22 protein-coding genes are annotated in these 18,866 nt (G+C 63.2%); 17 read left to right on the forward strand and 5 right to left on the reverse strand.

Annotated features, from left to right (window positions below; genetic code table 11):
• Positions 1-9 precede the first annotated feature (9 nt).
• Both ACWGTO_RS00730 and ACWGTO_RS00735 read right to left on the reverse strand, forming a co-directional pair.
• Entirely contained in the window at positions 10-657 is a 648-nt protein-coding gene (locus tag ACWGTO_RS00730) for a thiamine phosphate synthase (RefSeq protein WP_454572976.1), read from the reverse strand.
• A 142-nt stretch (positions 658-799) separates the two neighbouring features.
• Complete coding sequence (locus tag ACWGTO_RS00735; protein ID WP_454572977.1) at positions 800-1,717, reverse strand: DMT family transporter; 918 nt, start codon at positions 1,715-1,717, stop codon at positions 800-802.
• Positions 1,718-1,849: 132 nt separating this feature from the next.
• Here ACWGTO_RS00735 and ACWGTO_RS00740 point away from each other — a divergent pair, with 132 nt between their 5' ends.
• Positions 1,850-2,287, forward strand: a complete 438-nt coding sequence (locus ACWGTO_RS00740; protein ID WP_454572978.1) for an Lrp/AsnC family transcriptional regulator — start codon at positions 1,850-1,852, stop codon at positions 2,285-2,287.
• A gap of 22 nt (positions 2,288-2,309) precedes the next feature.
• Here the strand turns inward: ACWGTO_RS00740 and ACWGTO_RS00745 are convergent, their stop codons facing one another.
• Complete coding sequence (locus ACWGTO_RS00745) at positions 2,310-2,768, reverse strand: N-acetyltransferase family protein (RefSeq protein WP_454572979.1); 459 nt, start codon at positions 2,766-2,768, stop codon at positions 2,310-2,312.
• Between the two features lie 180 nt (positions 2,769-2,948).
• On the opposite strand from ACWGTO_RS00745, the gene ACWGTO_RS00750 reads away from it, so the two are divergent.
• On the forward strand, positions 2,949-3,719 hold the full coding sequence (locus ACWGTO_RS00750; protein ID WP_454572980.1) for a sulfite exporter TauE/SafE family protein: 771 nt from the start codon (positions 2,949-2,951) through the stop codon (positions 3,717-3,719).
• 41 nt (positions 3,720-3,760) lie between these two features.
• Here ACWGTO_RS00750 and ACWGTO_RS00755 read toward each other — a convergent pair whose 3' ends face one another.
• Positions 3,761-4,312, reverse strand: a complete 552-nt coding sequence (locus tag ACWGTO_RS00755; RefSeq protein ID WP_454572981.1) for a DUF2269 family protein — start codon at positions 4,310-4,312, stop codon at positions 3,761-3,763.
• Positions 4,313-4,976: 664 nt separating this feature from the next.
• On the opposite strand from ACWGTO_RS00755, the gene rcdA reads away from it, so the two are divergent.
• The 7 genes from rcdA (at position 4,977) to ACWGTO_RS00790 (ending at position 9,576) form a co-directional block, all read left to right on the forward strand.
• Positions 4,977-5,507, forward strand: a complete 531-nt coding sequence (gene rcdA, locus ACWGTO_RS00760) for a protease adaptor protein RcdA (protein WP_454572982.1) — start codon at positions 4,977-4,979, stop codon at positions 5,505-5,507.
• A 67-nt stretch (positions 5,508-5,574) separates the two neighbouring features.
• Positions 5,575-6,084, forward strand: a complete 510-nt coding sequence (ruvC, locus tag ACWGTO_RS00765) for a crossover junction endodeoxyribonuclease RuvC (RefSeq protein WP_454572983.1) — start codon at positions 5,575-5,577, stop codon at positions 6,082-6,084.
• A 56-nt stretch (positions 6,085-6,140) separates the two neighbouring features.
• Positions 6,141-6,410, forward strand: coding sequence for an AbrB/MazE/SpoVT family DNA-binding domain-containing protein (locus ACWGTO_RS00770; protein ID WP_454572984.1), 270 nt, complete (start codon positions 6,141-6,143; stop codon positions 6,408-6,410).
• Entirely contained in the window at positions 6,388-6,807 is a 420-nt protein-coding gene (locus tag ACWGTO_RS00775; RefSeq protein ID WP_454572985.1) for a type II toxin-antitoxin system VapC family toxin, read from the forward strand. The genes ACWGTO_RS00770 and ACWGTO_RS00775 overlap by 23 nt, the downstream gene beginning before the upstream one ends.
• 22 nt (positions 6,808-6,829) lie before the next feature.
• Entirely contained in the window at positions 6,830-7,450 is a 621-nt protein-coding gene (gene ruvA, locus ACWGTO_RS00780) for a Holliday junction branch migration protein RuvA (protein WP_454572986.1), read from the forward strand.
• A 43-nt stretch (positions 7,451-7,493) separates the two neighbouring features.
• Positions 7,494-8,531, forward strand: coding sequence for a Holliday junction branch migration DNA helicase RuvB (gene ruvB, locus ACWGTO_RS00785; protein WP_454572987.1), 1,038 nt, complete (start codon positions 7,494-7,496; stop codon positions 8,529-8,531).
• A 136-nt stretch (positions 8,532-8,667) separates the two neighbouring features.
• Positions 8,668-9,576, forward strand: a complete 909-nt coding sequence (locus tag ACWGTO_RS00790) for a metallophosphoesterase (protein ID WP_454572988.1) — start codon at positions 8,668-8,670, stop codon at positions 9,574-9,576.
• A gap of 13 nt (positions 9,577-9,589) precedes the next feature.
• Here ACWGTO_RS00790 and ACWGTO_RS00795 read toward each other — a convergent pair whose 3' ends face one another.
• Entirely contained in the window at positions 9,590-10,840 is a 1,251-nt protein-coding gene (locus ACWGTO_RS00795; protein WP_454572989.1) for a glycoside hydrolase family 5 protein, read from the reverse strand.
• A gap of 65 nt (positions 10,841-10,905) precedes the next feature.
• Here ACWGTO_RS00795 and ybgC point away from each other — a divergent pair, with 65 nt between their 5' ends.
• The 8 genes from ybgC (at position 10,906) to tilS (ending at position 18,862) form a co-directional block, all read left to right on the forward strand.
• Positions 10,906-11,376 (forward strand): tol-pal system-associated acyl-CoA thioesterase, encoded by a 471-nt coding sequence (gene ybgC, locus ACWGTO_RS00800; protein ID WP_454572990.1) that lies wholly within the window; start codon positions 10,906-10,908, stop codon positions 11,374-11,376.
• Positions 11,377-11,692: 316 nt separating this feature from the next.
• Positions 11,693-12,403 carry a protein TolQ gene (tolQ, locus tag ACWGTO_RS00805; protein WP_454572991.1) on the forward strand — a complete coding sequence of 237 codons (711 nt, stop codon included), beginning with the start codon at positions 11,693-11,695 and terminating at the stop codon, positions 12,401-12,403.
• Between the two features lie 11 nt (positions 12,404-12,414).
• Positions 12,415-12,867, forward strand: coding sequence for a protein TolR (gene tolR / locus ACWGTO_RS00810; protein WP_192258710.1), 453 nt, complete (start codon positions 12,415-12,417; stop codon positions 12,865-12,867).
• Positions 12,868-12,874: 7 nt separating this feature from the next.
• On the forward strand, positions 12,875-14,032 hold the full coding sequence (locus tag ACWGTO_RS00815) for a TonB family protein (RefSeq protein ID WP_454572992.1): 1,158 nt from the start codon (positions 12,875-12,877) through the stop codon (positions 14,030-14,032).
• Between the two features lie 37 nt (positions 14,033-14,069).
• Positions 14,070-15,374: a Tol-Pal system beta propeller repeat protein TolB gene (gene tolB / locus ACWGTO_RS00820; protein ID WP_454572993.1), complete on the forward strand. Its 1,305-nt coding sequence runs from the start codon at positions 14,070-14,072 to the stop codon at positions 15,372-15,374.
• A gap of 260 nt (positions 15,375-15,634) precedes the next feature.
• Complete coding sequence (pal, locus tag ACWGTO_RS00825) at positions 15,635-16,141, forward strand: peptidoglycan-associated lipoprotein Pal (protein ID WP_023684182.1); 507 nt, start codon at positions 15,635-15,637, stop codon at positions 16,139-16,141.
• Between the two features lie 213 nt (positions 16,142-16,354).
• Positions 16,355-17,437: a tol-pal system protein YbgF gene (ybgF, locus tag ACWGTO_RS00830; RefSeq protein ID WP_454572994.1), complete on the forward strand. Its 1,083-nt coding sequence runs from the start codon at positions 16,355-16,357 to the stop codon at positions 17,435-17,437.
• Between the two features lie 51 nt (positions 17,438-17,488).
• A complete protein-coding gene (gene tilS / locus ACWGTO_RS00835) occupies positions 17,489-18,862 on the forward strand; it encodes a tRNA lysidine(34) synthetase TilS (RefSeq protein ID WP_454572995.1) in 1,374 nt (457 codons plus the stop codon).
• Positions 18,863-18,866 lie beyond the last annotated feature (4 nt).

The following is an 18,866-nucleotide window of genomic DNA, read 5'->3' on the forward strand; positions in this document are numbered from 1 at the left end:
CGGCGCACGTCAGTCCTCGAAGCGCGGCGCGGTTTGGTCGAGCAGCGTATTGGCGGCAGCAATCGCCGCCTTCGGATCGACGCCGTCGGCGAAGACAGCGCTGGACAGCGCCACGAATTCAGCACCGGTGTCCGCCACCGCCTCGACCGAGGCCAGCTCCGATCCGGCCATGACGATGCAAGGGATCTGGATCATGTCGGCCCACCAGCGGCCGAGCGACAGGTTGCGCGGATGCGGCTCCGGTTTGTTGTCGTAGCCGAAGCGGCCGAAGAAGATGTAGTCGGGCCTGGTTTCGCCGAGCTCCAGCGCGTCGTCGCGGGTCTTGGCGCCACCGGCGCCGACCATCATCTTTCCCTGGAAGTGTTCGATGGTCTCGGCGAGTGCGTCCTTGGAGACCTCGACATGGATGCCGTCGGCCTGAACGCGGCCGGCGATGCGGGTGTCGCCGGCGATGATGACGGCGATGCCGGCCGCCTGCGCCGCCGGCACGATCTGTTCCGCAAAAGCCTGGAAGGCAGCCTCGTCCATGCCGTTCTCGGGCAGGATCAGCGAAGCGACATCGCCGCCCTCGAAGGCCGCGGCAATGCGCTCGGCCGGCGCGTCCTTGGGCGCGATCAGCACGATGCGGCAGCGGTTGGGGGGTGTTGCGTCGTTCATTGGCTTTCGATCCCGGGTTTCGCCTATGCCGGGCGAAGATGGTTGCATTGCGGCATAGAGCAAAGCGCCCGCCTTGAACAGGCGGGCGGGATCGATGCTATGGCTTTGGTTTACGACCGCAGGAGGGCGGTCGCCCCGCCGCTCATTTGACGGCTTGCGGGCTTTCGGCCGGCTGTTTGGCTTTCCACAATGTCCAGCCGAGATTCATGCCTGCGGCCGCGATCAGGATGGTGGCGGCGCCGACGAGCTGGGCCGGGTGCAATCGGTGGCCGAAGGCCATGACATCGACCAGAATCGCCACGACAGGATAGATGAAGGACAGCGACCCCTGCAGGTGCGTCGGCAGTTTCTGGATGGCGCCATACATCAATATGTAGACCAGGCCGGTGTGGACGACGCCAAGGGTAACCAGCATGGCCCAGCTCCAGGTGTCGGCGGGCAAATGGGAGAGGTTGGCAAAGGGCGCCAGCATGACGACGCCGACGCAGACCTGGATCAGCGCGATCAGATGTGGCGGGGTGCCCTTGAGCTTCTTGGCGACGATTGCGGCGACAGCCCAGAAGAAGGCGGCGCCAAGCGCCATGACGATGCCGATGACATAATCGGTGCCGGTGATGCCGGAGCCGAGACCCGCATCAGGCCCTGTGTGCACGATCAGCAGCATACCGGCGAAGGCGATACCGAGCCAGGTCAGCTTGGTCAGGGTCAGCCGCTCGCCGAAGAACAGCGCACCGAAGCCTACCAGCATGAAGGGCTGGGTGTTGTAGACCGCCGTGGCGATCGAGATCGAGGCGCGGGAGAAGGCGCTGAACAGCAACAGCCAGTTGATGACGATGGCCGCGCCGCCGAGCGCGGCGATAGCGACAATGCGAAGCGTCAGCCTGCCGCGCAGCAGCCCCAGTGCTGCGCAGGTGACCAGCAGCGCCACCGCGCCGAAAGCGCAACGCCAGAACACCACGTCCATGACGGGCTGACCCGACATGACGACGAACCAGCCGATCGTGCCGATGATTGTCATCGCCGCCGTCATCTCGATCGTGCCGCGCACCGTGCTGTCCATGGGGATACCTCTGCAAGCTGTTGACGCTTGATAATCTCATGCGCCGCAGGGGGTTTATATGCGTTGCTAAAGGTGATATGCGATGATTACCTTATTTAGTAAGGTTTTTGTGCCGTTTGCCGGAGAATTGAAATGCTGGACGAGCTGGACAGGAAACTTCTCGACATACTGGTCAAGGATTCCCGGACCTCGCTGAAGGAGCTGGCGAGCCAGGTCGGGCTCTCGTCGCCAAGCGTCTCGGAACGGCTGCGGCGGCTTGAGGAACGCGGCGTCATCCGCGCCTTCACCGTCGAGATCGATCCTGAGGCCTTGGGCTATCCGCTGCAGGCGATCGTGCGCGTGCGGCCGCTGCCCGGCAAGCTGCACATCGTGCAGCAGCTGATCGAGGAGATTCCCGAATTCGGCGAGTGCGACAAGGTCACCGGCGACGACTGTTTCGTCGCCCGGCTCTACGTGCGGTCGATGGGCGAGCTCGACAAGCTGCTCGACCGCATCGCCGACAAGGCCGAGACCAGCACCGCCATCATCAAGGCGCAGCCGATCCGCCGCCGCCCGCCGCCGCTGGGCTAAGCGGCTTTCCTGGAATTGCTCTCTAAAGCTCCAGCTTGTAGCCGATGTGGCTGGCCTTGAAGCCGAGCCGGTCGTAGAAGCGATGCGCGTCCTGGCGGCTCTTGTTGGTGGTCAGCTGGACAATCTTGCAGCCTCGTGCGCGGCACTGTTCGATCGCCCATTCCAGCATGCGCTGCCCCAGCCTTTCGCCGCGCCGGTCGGCGGTGACGCGGACTGCCTCGATCTGGCCGCGCCAGGCGCCCTGCTGCGACAAGCCGGCAAGATAGCTGATCTGCAGCGTGCCGATCACCTCGCCGTTGGCCGTCATGACGGCCAGAAACTGGTTGGGATCGGCGTTCACAGCCGCAAAGGCATCGAGATAGGCCTTGGCCAGCGGTTCGCTGGCGTCTTCGCGGCTGCGTCCGAGGGGATCGTCCGCAAGCATGGCAACGATGGCCGGAAGATCGGTTATCTCGGCGCGACGGATGTGGATTTCGCTCATTGTCAAAACCCTGGTGCGTAGGGATGGCGACCTTATGCATCGGCGGCAGCCCCGCCGCAAATCGGGAAACGGCGAATTACGCACAGTTGATCGCCGTTGCCGGAATTTTCGCTGTCGCGATGCGCGGGTTTGTGGGCTATTGCAGGGATAACCGTCTTCCCTCCAGCCATCCCTCACCCCATGTCAGGTCTGCTCGCCGATCCGTGGTTTTATGCCGCCGCCATTCCGGCGGTCATTCTTGTCGGCCTGTCGAAAGGCGGCTTCGGCGGCGCCGTCGGCTTCGTCGGCGTGCCGCTGATGGCGCTGGCCATGCCGCCGGTGCAGGCGGCCGCCATCCTGCTGCCCATCCTGTGCCTGATGGACATCGTTTCGGTGTGGACGTGGTGGGGCGTCTATGACCGCAAGATGCTGGTCGACATGATGCCGGGCGCGCTGATCGGCATTGGGCTGGGCTGGCTGACGGCAGCCCTGGTTACCGAAGAAATGGTGCGGCTCATCGTCGGCGCTGTCGCGCTGATCTTCGTGCTGCGCTGGCTCTATCTGCAGTTCCGCCACGGTTCCGACCATGCGGCGGCGCCCAACCGCATCGCCGCCGCCTTCTGGGGCAGCGTTGCCGGCTTCACCAGCTTCGTCGCCCATGTCGGCGGACCGCCATTCCAGGTCTATGCGCTGCCGATCCGGCTCGACCCGAAGGTGTTGTCGGGAACATCGGCAATCTTTTTCGCCGCCACCAACGCGCTGAAGCTGATCCCCTATTTCGCGCTTGGCCAGTTCGACACCGCCAACCTGACGGCGTCTGCGGTGCTGATGCCGCTGGCGCCGCTGGCCACCATTGCCGGCGCCTGGCTGGTGCGGCGCATGCGGCCGGAAATCTTTTATCCCTTCACCTATGCGACCGTGGCCGTGGTCGCGGTCAAGCTGCTGTGGGACGGAATCGCCGGCCTTTTGTAGAGGAGAGGCAACCATGCGGCCGCCTTCACCATCTGCCGCAATCAGGCGGCGCTCGGCGTGAGGCGCCGGTTGCCGCCAAAGGCCAGCATGGCACCTGCAAGGATGACCACTGCCATAGCGGCGATGATTCCGAAGTCATTCGCGGTTGGCTTAAGTACCATGTCGGCGATGACCGCCAACATCACCGCGTAGTCGAAGCGCGCCGCGATCGTCATGCGCTGTGCCATGGCTAGGACAGCAGGCGAGACGCCCTCCTTGGCAATCATAACCCCCAGACGCTCGCCGATCGGTTTGAAGATGAACATGCCGATTGAGAAGGTTGTGGCGTAGCCGATGAGACCGATGACGATCCATAGATCGGCGAAGCCGACCCAGAAGCTGCACATGATAAGGCCGAAGATCAGGGTCAACATCGACATCGGCGCGAAAAACCGGCCGCCCAACTGTCCGCTGGCGCGTATCGCCTGCAACTTTTCCTCGACGCTGCCGGCACGCTCGGCAAGCACTCCTAGCAGAAACAGTACGAACCCGCCGCCGACCCACAAAATGGCGGTGACGACGTGGAGGAATTTGACGACCGAATACCAGTCCATAGGTTGCTCCTGGGCAGTTATGGTGGGTTGCGGCGGCACGCATTTGCGCGCGACGGTGTGAGGAGCGGGCGTTTAGCGCAACGCGTGTTTCGGAACGATGTCGCGTCGGCGCTCCAGCCTGTTACCGCAGTTTGATCAGTCATGTGGCCGCAAGCCTGTGATGCCCGAATGCCAGGCGCGATCATTAAAAAACCGGACAGGCTCTCTCGGTTGGTTTCTATGCGGGAATGCTGCTCTTCGCCTTTATTTCCGTGCCGGCGATCTGGAAGCAGGCTTGAGCAAGCTGACGATTACGTCCCGAAGGCCGTTGTGCTGATACGGCACAGAAGGGCAGCGGTCGATCAAGAAATATTCGCGCCGTTAAGGGTTCATTAAGCTTTACAGGTGTTTACTATGTGCATCCAGTTATCTGGATTCTTACCGAGTGGTTGGAGCCACTTCGTTTGACGCCTCCCTGTTAAACTCCTGAGAGCCGCCTTATCCGCGGCTCTTTTTTTGTTCGCATTTTGGGCTGCCTCGCGCCCATCCGCTGGCGTTAACCGTTTGTTAAACATGTGCTTGCCTTCACCAGCGGTGAAGCGCATTTTCAAGCCTCAGTCATCTAGGGTGCCGGCGTGACGGCGAAGAAGCCGAATCAGCCGACGGGGCAGTGCAGGGGCGTACGATGAACGAGCCTTCGAAAGGCAGCGCGAAAACCATCAAACTGGCGGAACGCCGGGTTTTCTCCCAATCCTTCAAACCGCTTTACCAGGAAGGCATGGGCCTGGTTGAGCAGGCAGCCGAATATCTCGACGGCAAGGGCCGGGCCGAGGCGAAAAAGCTGTCCAGGCTGGCGGCGACGCTCTATGCGGCCGAATCGATGCGGCTGACCACCAGGCTGATGCAGGTTGCCTCCTGGCTGCTTTTGCAGCGGGCGGCGAATTCCGGCGAGATGACCCGCGACCAGGTCGCTTCGGAAAAATCCAAGGTGCGTCTCGACACCGCGTCGGCGCATGACGAAGCGGTCGGTTGGAACGAACTGCCGAAGGATTTCCTCGACCTTGTCACCCGTTCGCTGCGCCTGCAGGCGCTGGTGCGCCGCATGGACGAGGAGATCTATGGCGGCGCGTTCGCCGAAACGCCGCCCGCCGTCCGCCGCGTCAATCCGGTTTCCGACCAGATCACGCTGCTGAACACGGCTTTCGCCCGGGGTTAAACGCTTCCCGTTTCCGGTTTGTTCACATTTCGCTGGCATCGGTGTCCGCCGGAGGTAGACTTGCCGGATGGGGGAAGCGATTCGCATCATCGGTATCGACCCGGGGCTTAGGCGCACCGGCTGGGGCATCGTCGAAAGCCTCGGCAATTCGCTGCGCTTCGTCGGCTCGGGCACTGTGCGCTCAGACGACAAGGCGGCGCTGGCGACACGGCTTTGTCAGTTGCATGACGGGCTGGCCGAGATCCTGCATGCGGCCATGCCGCACGAAGCGGCCGTCGAGCAAACCTTCGTCAACAAGGATGCGGTGGCGACACTGAAGCTCGGCCAGGCGCGCGGCATAGCCATGCTGGTGCCGGCGCGCGCCGGCCTTGTCGTCGCTGAATATGCCCCCAATGCCGTCAAAAAGGCTGTGATCGGCGTTGGCCACGGTGACAAGAAGCAGATCCACATGATGGTCAAGGTGCTGTTGCCGAAAGCCACTTTCGACACCGAACATGCCGCCGACGCGCTGGCCATCGCCATCTGCCACGCGCATCACCGGCAGAGCGTCGCTTACAGGATGGCGATTGCCGGCTAGGTATGTTCTTGACTTGTTCACGGCGTAACGATAAGTAATACCCCAGAGGTATTACCATGCGCGTCACCACCAAGGGGCAAGTCACAATCCCAAAGCAGATACGGGACCATCTAGGCATCGGGCCGGGTTCCGAGGTGGAATTCGTGGCGACGGACGAAGGTGCTCGTCTTGTAGCGGTCAACGAAAACCTGTCGGAAGAGGAGGTTTCCCGCAGGTTCAGCGAGTTGCTTGACCGGATGGAGGGATCCCTGGATCTGGGCGGTATGAGCACCGACGAATATATGGAGTGGTTAAGGGGGCCGCGTGAAGAACTCGACGTTGATTGATACCAATGTCCTCATCGACGTCTGGGGACCGGCTGGACCCAATACAAAATGGTCGGCGTCGGCGATCGTTTCCTGCCGTCGCGATGGGGCATTGGTGGTCAACACGATTGTCTGGTCCGAGCTTGCGCCGCTGATAGCGACGGAGACCGCGCTTCGAAAAGCAGTCGATATGCTCGAGATGGTTCGGGAGTCTCTGCCTTGGGAGGCGGCATTTCTCGCCGGCGTCACCCATTCCCGTTATCGCCGGGCCGGCGGCGTGCGGGAGCGCACCTTGCCTGACTTCTTCATCGGTGCTCATGCGACCGTTGCCGGTCATCGGCTTCTGACCCGCGACGCCGCGCGCTACCGCAGCTATTTTCCCGACCTCGACATCATCTCTCCGGAAACCCATTCATGAAGTCCTCGATGAAAGATCTGGCATGATCGGCAAGCTCAAGGGCTCGCTGGACGAGATCGACGAGGATTTCTGTCTCGTCGACGTGCATGGCGTCGGCTATGTCGCCTATTGCTCGGCGCGTACGCTGGCTTCGCTGCCTCCGCCGGGCGAGGCTGTGGTGCTGTTCATCGAGACCTATGTGCGCGAGGACATGATCCGGCTTTATGGCTTTCAGTCGGTGCTGGAGCGCGAATGGTTCCGGCTGTTGATGAACAATGTGCAAGGCGTCGGCGCCAAGGTGGCGCTGGCCATCCTGTCGACGCTGGCGCCGGCCGACCTCGCCAATGCCATCGCGCTGCGCGACATCGCCATGGTCAGCCGTGCGCCGGGCGTCGGCAAGAAGGTGGCCGAGCGGATCGTCACCGAATTGAAGAACAAGGCGCCGGCCTATGCCGGAACCGCCTCCGGCACGATCGGCCTCAAGCAGGAGCTCGGCGAGGGCGTGGCGCCGGCGCCGATCACCGACGCCGTCTCGGCGCTGGTCAATCTCGGCTATTCGCGCGACACGGCAGCCAATGCGGTGGCGGCGGCGCTGAAGACGGCGGGCGAGGATGCGGATGCATCCAAGCTAATCCGGTTTGGGCTGAAGGAACTGGCGCGGTGAGCGGTTGCTTGTCCCGTCCTTTGCCCTGTGCGAGGAAGGCGGCATGAGTCTTTCACCCCGCCTCATTACGCCGGAAAAGCACGGCGAGGACGCCGAGCAGACGTTTCGGCCGCAGACGCTCGCCGATTTCGTCGGGCAGGCGGCGGTGCGGGCCAATCTCAAAGTCTTCATCGAGGCCGCCAAGGGCCGCAGCGAGGCGCTGGACCATGTGCTGTTCGTCGGGCCACCGGGGCTTGGCAAGACGACGCTGGCGCAGATCATGGCGCGTGAGCTCGGCGTCAATTTCCGTTCGACCTCGGGCCCGGTCATCGCCAAGGCCGGCGATCTCGCGGCACTCTTGACCAATCTCGAAGACCGCGACGTGCTGTTCATCGACGAGATCCACCGGCTCAATCCGGCTGTGGAGGAAATCCTCTATCCGGCGATGGAGGATTTCCAGCTCGACCTGATCATTGGCGAGGGGCCGGCGGCGCGCTCGGTCAAGATCGACCTTGCCCGCTTCACGCTGGTCGCCGCGACCACGCGGCTCGGTCTGTTGACCAACCCGCTGCGTGACCGCTTCGGCATTCCGGTGCGGCTCAATTTCTATTCGGTCGAGGAACTGGAGCAGATCGTGCGCCGGGGCGCACGCATCCTGCAAATGCCGCTCGGCGACGACGGCGCGCTGGAGATTGCGCGCCGCGCCCGTGGCACGCCGCGCATCGCCGGCCGGCTGCTGCGCCGCGTGCGCGATTTCGCGTCCGTTGCCGGCGACGGTCATGTCGACAAGCAGATTGCCGACGAAGCCCTGACGCGGCTTGAGGTCGACGGGCTCGGGCTCGATGCGCTCGACCGCCGCTACCTCTCGATGATCGCCCGCAATTTCGGCGGCGGCCCGGTCGGTATCGAGACCATCGCCGCTGGCCTGTCCGAGCCGCGCGACGCCATCGAGGACATCATCGAGCCCTATTTGATCCAGCAGGGCTTCATCCAGCGGACGCCGCGCGGCCGGGTGCTGACCGCCAACGCCTGGCGCCATCTCGGCCTCGATGCGCCGAAGGACCTGGCCCAGCAGCAGATCAACCTGTTCCAGGAAGAGTAACGGAGATTTGTTCTTCGCAACGGTTTGTCTGCGCAGAATCTCCTAAGCTCCGCCAGCGTGAAGGCGCATTCCTGGATTTTATCGAGCGTCGCAATGTCGGCGCGGACCGCTCCGATCAAGCATCGGAGTCAGGAAAGTGATCACCAGACGCGGGTTCCTGAAATTCGTCGGGGGTTCGTTCCTCTCATTTGCTTCGCTGAGCGCCTATGCGGTTGGCATCGAGCCGATGCTGTTGACCCATGTGAAGCGCTATCAGCTGACGCCGCCGCATTGGCCGACGGGTCTGAAGCTGCGGGTCGCGGTGCTTTCCGACATCCATGCCTGCCGCCCCTGGATGACGCCGGAGCGGATCGCTTCGCTTGCCGTCGAGGCGAATGCCCTCAAGCCGGATGTGATCCTCATGCTTGGCGACTATCCGGCCGGTACACGCCTGGTGACGGGCTGGGTGGATGCGTCGGAGTGGGCGCCGGCACTTTCCGGTCTCGAGGCGCCGCTCGGCGTCTGGTCGATCCTCGGCAACCATGACTGGTGGGAAGACCGTGCCGCCCAAAGGGCCGGCGCCGGACCGACGATTTCACGCAAGGCGCTGGAGGCCGTCGGCATTCCGGTGCTGGAAAACGATGTCGTGCGCCTGGAAAAGGACGGGCACGGCTTCTGGCTTGCCGGTCTTGCGGATCAGCTGGCATTGCTCCCCAGCCAGGCCTGGGGCCGGAGCCGTGGCAAGGGCCTGGACGATCTCGACGGCACGCTGGCCAAGATCACCGACCAAGCGCCCGTCATCCTCCTCGCACACGAGCCTGACATTTTTCCGAAAGTGCCTTGGCGGGTTTCGCTGACGCTGTCGGGCCACACCCATGGCGGACAGGTCCGGCTGTTCGGCTATTCGCCGGTGGTGCCGTCCCGCTTCGGCAACCGTTTCGCTTATGGCCATGTCGTCGAGAACGACCGCAACCTGATTGTGTCAGGCGGGCTCGGCTTCAGCATCGCACCCGTGCGCTTCGGCATGCGGCCGGAGATCCTGCAGATCGATCTTGGTTCCGCTTAGGCCTCGCCCCTGACTAGGGAAGCGACCGGATCGTATCCATCACGGCAGGTTCTGCCTTGTCGCCGTTGAAGGCGTCGACGATGCCGAAGGCGCCGCCATAGCTCCACACCGACCATGAGAAGCCGTGTGCCTCGGCACGCGCGATCATGTCCTTGACGTAAGCCGCGCGGTATTGCGGCGGCATCACATAGGGGTTGCCATATTCCTGGCGGATCATGCCGAATTCGCCGAGCGTGATATTTTCCGGCTTGATGGCGTTGGCCTTCGCCCACGCCTCGACTTTTTCGAACGGCGCATCCATGACGCCGAGCAATTTTTCGTTCGTGTCCATGCTTGCCACCTGCTCGTCGAGATAGGCGAGCAGGCCGTTCCGCCTGGTCCACGGCGCCTCGGCCTTCATCTTGGCGCGGATCGCGTCCAGCGTTGCATCGAGTTCGGCACGCGGCACCGCAGTCAGCGGATAGGGCAGGCCGGTGATATAGGGAATGAAATCGCCGGCCCAAGTCGCGCCCTGATGTGTCAGCAGGAACGGGTCGTAGGAGTGGAAGGTCCAGATGATGTTGTCGTCGGGGATCGTCTTCGGGTCGATCCTGACCAGCGAGGCCGCGTTGGAATAGCAGGCGCCGGTGAGGATAAGCGTCAGCCTGGTGGCCGAGGCGCGCGCGGCCGCGAACAGCTTCTGCTGACGCTCCGGCCAGAGGCTGGTGCCATCGCTGTCGCAGTCGACGATCGGTTCGTTCATCGGCTCGAAAGCGACCTGCGCCGGGTCCTCGGTACCAAGCGTGCCCGCCATTTTGCGGATGACCTCGACATAGGCGTCGAAGGTGGCTGGATCGTCCATCACCTGGCCCATGCCGATCTGGCGGCCACCACCAGCCGGGATGAGGTGCATGTCGACGATCACTTTCAGGCCGGCCCGATTGATCATGCGCGCCGAGTCCCGCACGCTGGTATAAAGGTCGTCGCGCAGCGCCAGCGTCTGGTCCGACATAAACGGCGAGGGATCGACCGGCATGCGCAGGAAGTCGAAGCCGTTGGCCTTCAGCGTCTTGAGGTCATCCTCGTTGAGGAACTTGCGCCATTCCGGATAGGGCAGGATGGCCTTGGGATCGTTCCATTTGTCTTCCCCAACCCAGGTCGTCCATTGGTCGAGGTTGAGGCCGCGCTTCATCGAAAAGCTTGCGGCATGCCCGGGCAGCGCAGACGCCGCCAGCACCAGCAGCGCCGCCATCAAGGTCTTGATCATCGCCGTCAACAGTGCCATCCGGTTTGCTGCGCTGGTGATTTTGGCAAGACAGGTGCCCCCCCGGGGGCAAAAAGGAAAGCGCGATGGACGATCATGGTGAATCGGCGGCACTCACTGCCGGGCTTTCTGGCGCGCTGACGGAATTCGGCCACCGGCTGATGGCGCGGGTCTATTATGCCGACACCGACTTCTCCGGCGTCGTCTACCACGCGCGCTATCTTGAATTCTTCGAGCGTGGCCGCTCCGACTATCTCAGGCTCGCCGGCGTCCACCACACTGAACTTCATGAAGGCAAACATGGCGAACGCATCGTCTGGGTGGTGCGGCGCATGGAGATCGACTTCCGCGCCCCCGCCCGCATGGACGATATCCTGACCATCGACACGCGCACCGAAGACATTTCCGGCGCCCGCATCGTCATGGCGCAGCGATTGAAACGCGGGACAGAGGTTTTGGTCGAGGCAAAGGTCCAGGCGGCGATCGTTGGCGAGAACGGCAGGCCGAAACGCTTTCCGAAGGAATGGATCGCTGCTTTTCTACCAAGAGCAGGCTGATATCCAGCCTGCCGGTCCGCAACGAGCGGCTGATCGGCGGTGCATTCGATTTTGATGGGGACAACATGCCTGCCGGCGAGTCGGGCGCGGCAATGCGCCGCGACATATTTCCTAACCCATCCTTAACCATAACGGTTCATGAAGAGACTGGTGAAGATTGGAAGAATCCGCGCGCCTTCCTTTCACCAATATTTGCCCTGAAAAGGCCGCTAACGGTGCATTTTGGGGTAATCCGCAAGCCTAGCGCAAACGGACCACAAGGGATGCCCATGGGCCAGCCGCCAGCGATGCCCGGAAAATCTTAAGGACTTGAACGATGGAAAATATCGCACTCGCCGACCCGGCAGCGCATTTGTCGATTTGGGCGCTGTTCATGCAGGCCGGCTGGGTGGTCAAGCTGGTCATGATCGGTCTGCTCTGCGCTTCGATCTGGACCTGGGCGATCATCGTCGACAAGCTGGTCAGCTATGCGCGCATGCGGTTGGCGCTCAATCGCTTCGAGCAGGTGTTCTGGTCGGGACAGTCGCTGGAGGAGCTTTATCGCACCCTCGCCGATCGCAAGACCACTGGCATGGGCGCGATTTTTGTTGCCGCCATGCGCGAATGGAAGAAGAGTTTTGAGAAGGGCGCCAAATCGCCGCTCGGCCTGCAGACCCGTATTGACAAGGCCATGGACCTGGCGCTGACGCGCGAGATGGAACGGCTGGAGGGACGGCTCGGCTTCCTCGCCACCACCGGTTCGGCGGCACCCTTCATCGGCCTGTTCGGCACCGTCATCGGCATCATGACTTCTTTCCAGGCCATTGCCGCTTCCAAGAACACCAGTCTTTCGGTGGTGGCGCCGGGCATCGCCGAGGCGCTGCTGGCAACGGCCATCGGCCTGCTCGCCGCCATCCCGGCTGTTATCGCGTACAACAAGCTGTCATCGGACGCGAACAAGATCGCGGTGCGGATGGAAGGGTTCTCGGACGAGTTCTCCGCCATACTCTCGCGCCAAATCGATGAAAAAGTCGCACCGAAGGCCTGAGGAGCAGCACGATGGGTATGTCCGTAGGCATTTCGGGGCGAGGCGGGCGCGGCCACAGGCGGCGCGGCCGCCATCACGCGCTGATATCGGAGATCAACGTCACGCCGATGGTCGACGTGATGCTGGTGCTGCTGATCATCTTCATGGTCGCGGCACCCTTGCTGACGGTCGGCGTGCCCATCGACCTGCCGGACACACAGGCCAAGGCGATGAACGTCGATACCCAGCCAATCACCGTCTCGATCGACCCGGCCGGCAAGATCTTCCTGCAGGAGACTGAAATCCCGATCGACGAGCTGGTCGCCAAGCTGCAGGCGATCTCCAAGACCGGCTATGATGAGCGGATTTTCATCCGTGGCGACAAGTCGACCGACTATGGCACCGCCATGAAGGTGATGGCCCGCATTTCGGCCGCTGGTTACAAGAACATCGGCCTGGTTTCACTGCAGGAACAGGAACAGTAGCACCAAGATGCGGACCGGCCTCACCACATCGGTGATCTTGCACACGGTAGCGTTAGCCTTCGGGCTGTTCACGCTGTCGTCCCCGCCTGCCATGCCCGCGTCCGATGCTGAATCGGTGTCTGTCGCTATCGTACCGATAGAGGCTACAGCACAGACGCTACAGGGCGACAAGAAAGCGGTGATGCACGAAAAGCCGGCGCCGAAGCCGACCAAGCGTCCCGATATCGTGCCAGATGCACAGAAGATCGGTGAGAACAGCGTCGATACCGACAAGCCGGTGACGGACGAGGCCAAGCCGAGGCCGGTGGAGCTGGCGTCGGCTCCGGCGCCGGCGCCGACACCGACCGAGAAGCCGAAGACAGAGGACGCGCCGAAGCCGAAGGAGGAGCCGAAGCCGATCCCGGCGACGGAAGTGGCGCCGTTGCCGCAGCCGAAGGAAGAGGTCAAGCCCGAGCCGGTCAAGCAGACGGAACCGAAGCCTATCCCGGCGAAGGAGCCGGCGCCAGCGCCACAGCCGGATACGACCGCCGCCATCGAGCCGAAGCCTGAGGTCAAGCCCGACGCGGTCGCCGAGGCCATATCGGAACAGCAGCCTCCGGAGGAGGCGCAGCTTCCGGACTCTGCGCCCGCGCCCGAGGCGCGGCCGAAGCCGCAGCCGGTACAGGCCGAAAGCGCCAAGGCGCCGGACCGCAAGGACGCAGACAAGCCGGTCAAGGAAGCCTCCTCCAAGCCGAAATCGGATGACAAGCAGTTCAACGCCGACGAGATTTCGGCTTTGCTCGACAAGCAGAAGCCGTCCGGTGGCGGCGCCAAGCGCTCGACGCAGCAGGCGTCGCTCGGCGCCGACAAGACCCAGGGCCAGAAGCTGTCGCAAAGCGAAATGGGCGCCTTGTCGGATCAGCTCGGCAATGCTTGGACCCTTCCGGCAGGGCTCGAGGGCTCGGAAAACTTCGTCGCCGTGATCGTGTTCAATCTCGATGCCTCCGGCAAGCTCGACGGCCGTCCGACCGTTGAAAAATCGAGCGGAAACCAACAGTTCGACGAGAGTGCGGTGCGTGCCGTCCAGAAAGCAAACATGGCTGGCCTGCAACTTCCTGCCGGCAAGCAGGATATCTGGGCCCAGGTTCGGGTCACTTTCGATCCCAGAGAGATGCTTGGGCTATAGGCCCAGCGTCCACAAAAGTTAAGAGAAGCGAGAAGACATGAAATCCATCCTCAAGCCGCTCCTGACGATTGCAGCCATGGCGCTGAGCATGACTGCCGTTGCCACCTTGCCGGCGCGAGCACTCGTCGAGATCAACGTAAACAAGGGCAATGTCGAGCCGCTGCCGATCGCGATCACCGATTTTCAAGGTGAGATTGGCGCTCAGATTTCCGATATCGTAAGTGCCGATCTGAAACGTTCCGGCCTGTTCGCACCGATAGACAAGAGCGCCTTCATCGAGAAGATCGCCAATCCCGATGCGCAGCCCCGCTTCGACGACTGGAAGGTGATCAACGCGCAGGCGCTGGTGACCGGCAGCGTCGGCAAGGAGGCGGACGGCCGCATCCGCGCCCAGTACCGGCTGTGGGACACTTTTGCCGGCCAGCAGATGTCCGGCGAGCAGTTCTTCGCCAACGACGCCAACACCAGGCGCGTCGCCCACATCATCGCTGACGCGATCTATGAGCGGCTGACCGGCGAGAAAGGCTATTTCGACACCCGCGTCGTCTTCATCGACGAATCCGGCGCCAAGAATGCGCGCAAGAAGCGGCTCGCCATCATGGACCAGGACGGCGCCAACGTCCGTTATCTCTCGGACGGCCGCTCGATCGTGCTGACGCCGCGTTTCTCGCCGAACCGGCAGGAAATCACTTACATGTCGTACGAAAGCGGTCAGCCGCGGGTCTATTTGCTGCAGATCGAAACCGGGCAGCGCGAACTTGTCGGCAATTTCCCCGGCATGACCTTTGCTCCGCGCTTTTCGCCGGATGGCCAGAAGGTGATCATGAGCCTGCTGCGCGATGACGGCAATTCCAACATTTTCGCCATGGACTTGCGCAGTCGCTCCACGACCAGGTTGACCAACTCGACGGCCATCGATACCTCGCCGTCTTATTCGCCCGACGGCAGCAAGGTGGTGTTCACCTCCGACCGCGGCGGTCGCGCTCAGATTTATGTGATGGGCGCCGACGGTTCGGGTCAGACCCGCATTTCCTTCGGCGACGGCGTCTATTCGACGCCGGTGTGGTCGCCACGCGGCGACCTCGTCGCCTTCACCAAGCAGACCGGTGGCGAATTTCAGATCGGCGTCATGAAGACCGACGGCTCTGGCGAGCGCATTCTCTCTTCCGGCTTCCAGCAGGAGGGGCCGACCTGGGCGCCTAACGGCCGCGTGCTGATGTTCTTCCGCGACTCAGCCGGTGGCCCAAAACTGGTTTCCGTCGATCTCACCGGCCGCAACGAGCAGCCGATCCCGACCGCAAACTTTGCGTCCGACCCGGCGTGGTCGCCGTTGCTGGAGTAACCAAGTTTCGACCGAGCCATCGCTCGCTCGTTGCAACTCGGCAACACCATGTCAAAAGCCCCGTTTTGGGGCTTTTTTCACGCCAAAGTCGCCTTTTGGCCGCATTTCCGCCTACGGTCCGCGACCACTGTGGCATCAGTTATTTCGGCTGCGGACGGGTGCCGAAACCAAATTTTAACCGTGTTTCTTGAATGCCGGTTAACCCAAACGTGGTTACTGGGCGATCAACGAAATCACTCGAAATACGAAGGAGAGGCGGCATGGGCCGTATTGCAGCACTTACCAGAAACCCGGCGATGATCGCCCTGATCGCGATGCTCGCCATCACCGGTTGCGCCTCGAAGAAAACCCCCAACAACGCTGCCGATCTCGGCCTCAATGGCGCGGGTGCCGCAACGCCGGGCTCGGCACAGGACTTTACCGTCAACATCGGCGACCGCATCTTCTTCGACACCGACTCGACCGCGATCCGTGCCGATGCGCAGACGACGCTGTCGCGCCAGGCGCAGTGGCTCAACCAGTACAAGCAGTACGCCATCGTCGTCGAAGGCCATGCCGACGAACGCGGCACGCGTGAATACAATCTGGCGCTCGGCGCCCGCCGCGCCGCCGCCACCCGCGACTTCCTGGTCGCCAGGGGCGTTTCGGCAAGCCGCCTGAAGACGATTTCCTACGGCAAGGAGCGCCCGGTCGCGGTTTGTGACGACATCTCCTGCTGGTCGCAGAATCGTCGCGCGGTCACCACGCTCTCCGGCGCCGGCTCTTGATACGCAAGACTGCGGCGCCTTAGTCGCAAAATTGCAACACCTCCATGCGAAAGGCGGCCAATGGCCGCCTTTTTCAGTTCTGGTCCCGGAAACAAAATCGGGAAACAAAATTTGGCCGAAGTCTCGCCTCCTGCTATGAGCCGAGGGCGCCTGGCTGGTTCCACAGTGATTGGAAGGCGCGAACAGGCTCACGAATTACACGGCGAGAGGCACATGCATTTCAGATCGGTCTTGAGCGGCACGCTTGCGCTGCTGCTCGTATCAGGCTTCGCGGCTACTGCGAGCGGCACCGGACAACCCGCGGATAGCGGCTTTTCCTTCCATCTGCCGACGCTCGGCATTTTCGGCAAGAAAGAGAAGCCGGAGCAGCAGCAGATCGCGCAGCAGCAGGACGGCACCACTGCCGCCAGCCTCGAAGAACAGCTGCGGCAGATGAACGGCAAGATCGAGGAACTCAATTTCCAGGTCCTGCAGATGCAGGAGCAGATGCGCAAGCAGCAGGAAGACAACGAGTTCCGCTTCCAGCAGCTGGAAGGCGGCTCCAGCGGGCAGCCGCCGGCGCAGAAGAAATCAGAGGCGGCGCCGCAGGATGGCAATACCGACAACAGCGTTGCCGAGGCCCCGGCAACGCAGGCGCCGGCCGATTCGGGTGCACAATCGGATGGCGGCCAGAGCGTCGGCGAAGTCATCGTCGAATCGCAGACTGGCGATCCCGGCAAGGTGATCACCGGCACCCCGCCAAAGACGTTCGGTACCATCACCGTCGACAAGAACGGCAATGTGGTCGATGCCGGCGGCAACACCCAGGCGACCGCGCCGACGGAAGGTGCGGCTCCCGCCGCCGAGGCGCCGGCGACCGGACCCAAGGCCGGCAAATCCGACGGCACGGTGGTGGCGGCGTTGCCTGCCACCAACAACCCGGAAGAGATCTACCGCAACTCCTACCAGTTCATCCTGTCGGGCGACTACAGCACCGCCGAGCAGGGTTTTCGCGACCACATTGCCCGCTTCCCCAAGGACGCCAAGGCGGCGGACGCGCATTACTGGCTAGGAGAGTCGCTGCTTGGCCAGCAGAAGTATCATGACGCAGCCGAGGTTTTCCTCTCCGCCAGCAAGGACTATCCGAAGGCCAAGAAGGCGCCTGACATGCTCCTGAAGCTCGGCGTGTCGCTGGTCGGCCTCAAGCAGAAGGATGTCGCCTGCGCCACCTTCGGTGAGATCGGCAAGCGTTATCCCGATATCTCGGCCGCGCTCAAGGAACGCGTCAAACAGGAAAGGGCGCTGGCGGCGTGCTAGTCATCCCCTCGCATGTCGGCGTCCGGGACCAGTTTTGGGCGACATGCATTGATGCTCGATACCGAGCCTGACGTTCCGGATTTTTCGACGATCGACTTTTCCAACGGCGCTGTTGCGGCCGTGTCCGGCGGCAGCGACTCGACCGCCCTCCTTCTTCTCCTCAAAGCTCACCTCGACCGCAGCGCCTCGACAGCCAGGCTGCTGGCGGTGACGATCGACCACGGCCTGCGTCCGGAAGCGGCGGCGGAAGCACGCGCCGTTGCAAAGCTCTGCGCCAAGCGCGGTATCGTGCATCGTACGCTCAACTGGTCCGGCGCCAAACCGTCGACCGGCCTGCCCGCAGCCGCGCGCGAGGCACGCTACCGGTTGCTGGCCGAGGTCGCGCAGGCGCAAGGCATCGGTGTGATCGTGACCGGCCACACCGCCGACGACCAGGCTGAGACCGTGCTGATGCGCCAGGCGCGAGGCGATGGGCGGGAGCCTGCAGGCCGAGGTCTCGCCGGTATGGCGCCGGCCACGCTCTATGACTGGCGGATCTGGATCGCTCGGCCGCTGCTCGGCGTACGGCGCGCGGCATTGCGCGCCTTCCTGCGGCGCGAAAATGTCGGCTGGGCCGAGGACCCGACCAACATCGATGCGCATTTCGAACGGCCGCGCATTCGCACCGTGCTCGGAGAAGACCGGAGCGGGCAGCGTTTTGCCGAGGCGATCGGCCTGGCCAGGCGGGCCGCCGCCGAGCGCGAGCAACTCGGCCGCCGCGCCGCCGCGCAGATCGGTGAATTTGCCAGCCGGCCGGCGAAGGGTCTCATCCGTCTCGATCCCGGTTTTGTCAAAGCCGACGACACGCGAGCAGCGGTCTATGGGCTGCGTGTTCTGCTGGCGGCGACCGGCGGCGTCGCCTTGTTGCCGGACCAGACGCGTAGCGAAGCTTTGTTTGAGCAAATGCGGGCCGGACCGCTTTGCGCCACATTGTCGCGGACGGTCGCCGATATCAGGCGCACCGGCATCTTCCTGTACCGTGAATCGCGCGACCTGCCGCCTGCCGCTCCGTTGGCGGCGGGACTCTGGGACGGTCGCAGGCAGGTCACCGAAGCAGAGGCGTTCACATTGGGCGACAGTTCTGGTGCATTGTTGATCGCGCCGCTCGGCGCGGCTGCCGCCGCCAAACGGATTGCCGGGAGTGGCGCGCCAGCAAGCCTTGTTCGCGCCGCCTTGGCTGCGGAACCGGCGCTCTGGCGTGGCGGCGAATGCCTTGGCTTTGCAGGGGATGCAACGGCGGCGCCGGCAATCGCGGTCAGCCCCGCCGTCGCACCTTTTGCACGCTTCCTGCCTTGCTTCGATCTGGTGCTGGCCGGGGCCGTCGCCGAACTGACCGGCGCGCCGCCCGTCCCGGCCTTGCCTTCCAGCCGCCACAGTGCCGGTTGATGGT

The organism is Mesorhizobium sp. PL10 (assembly GCF_053714315.1).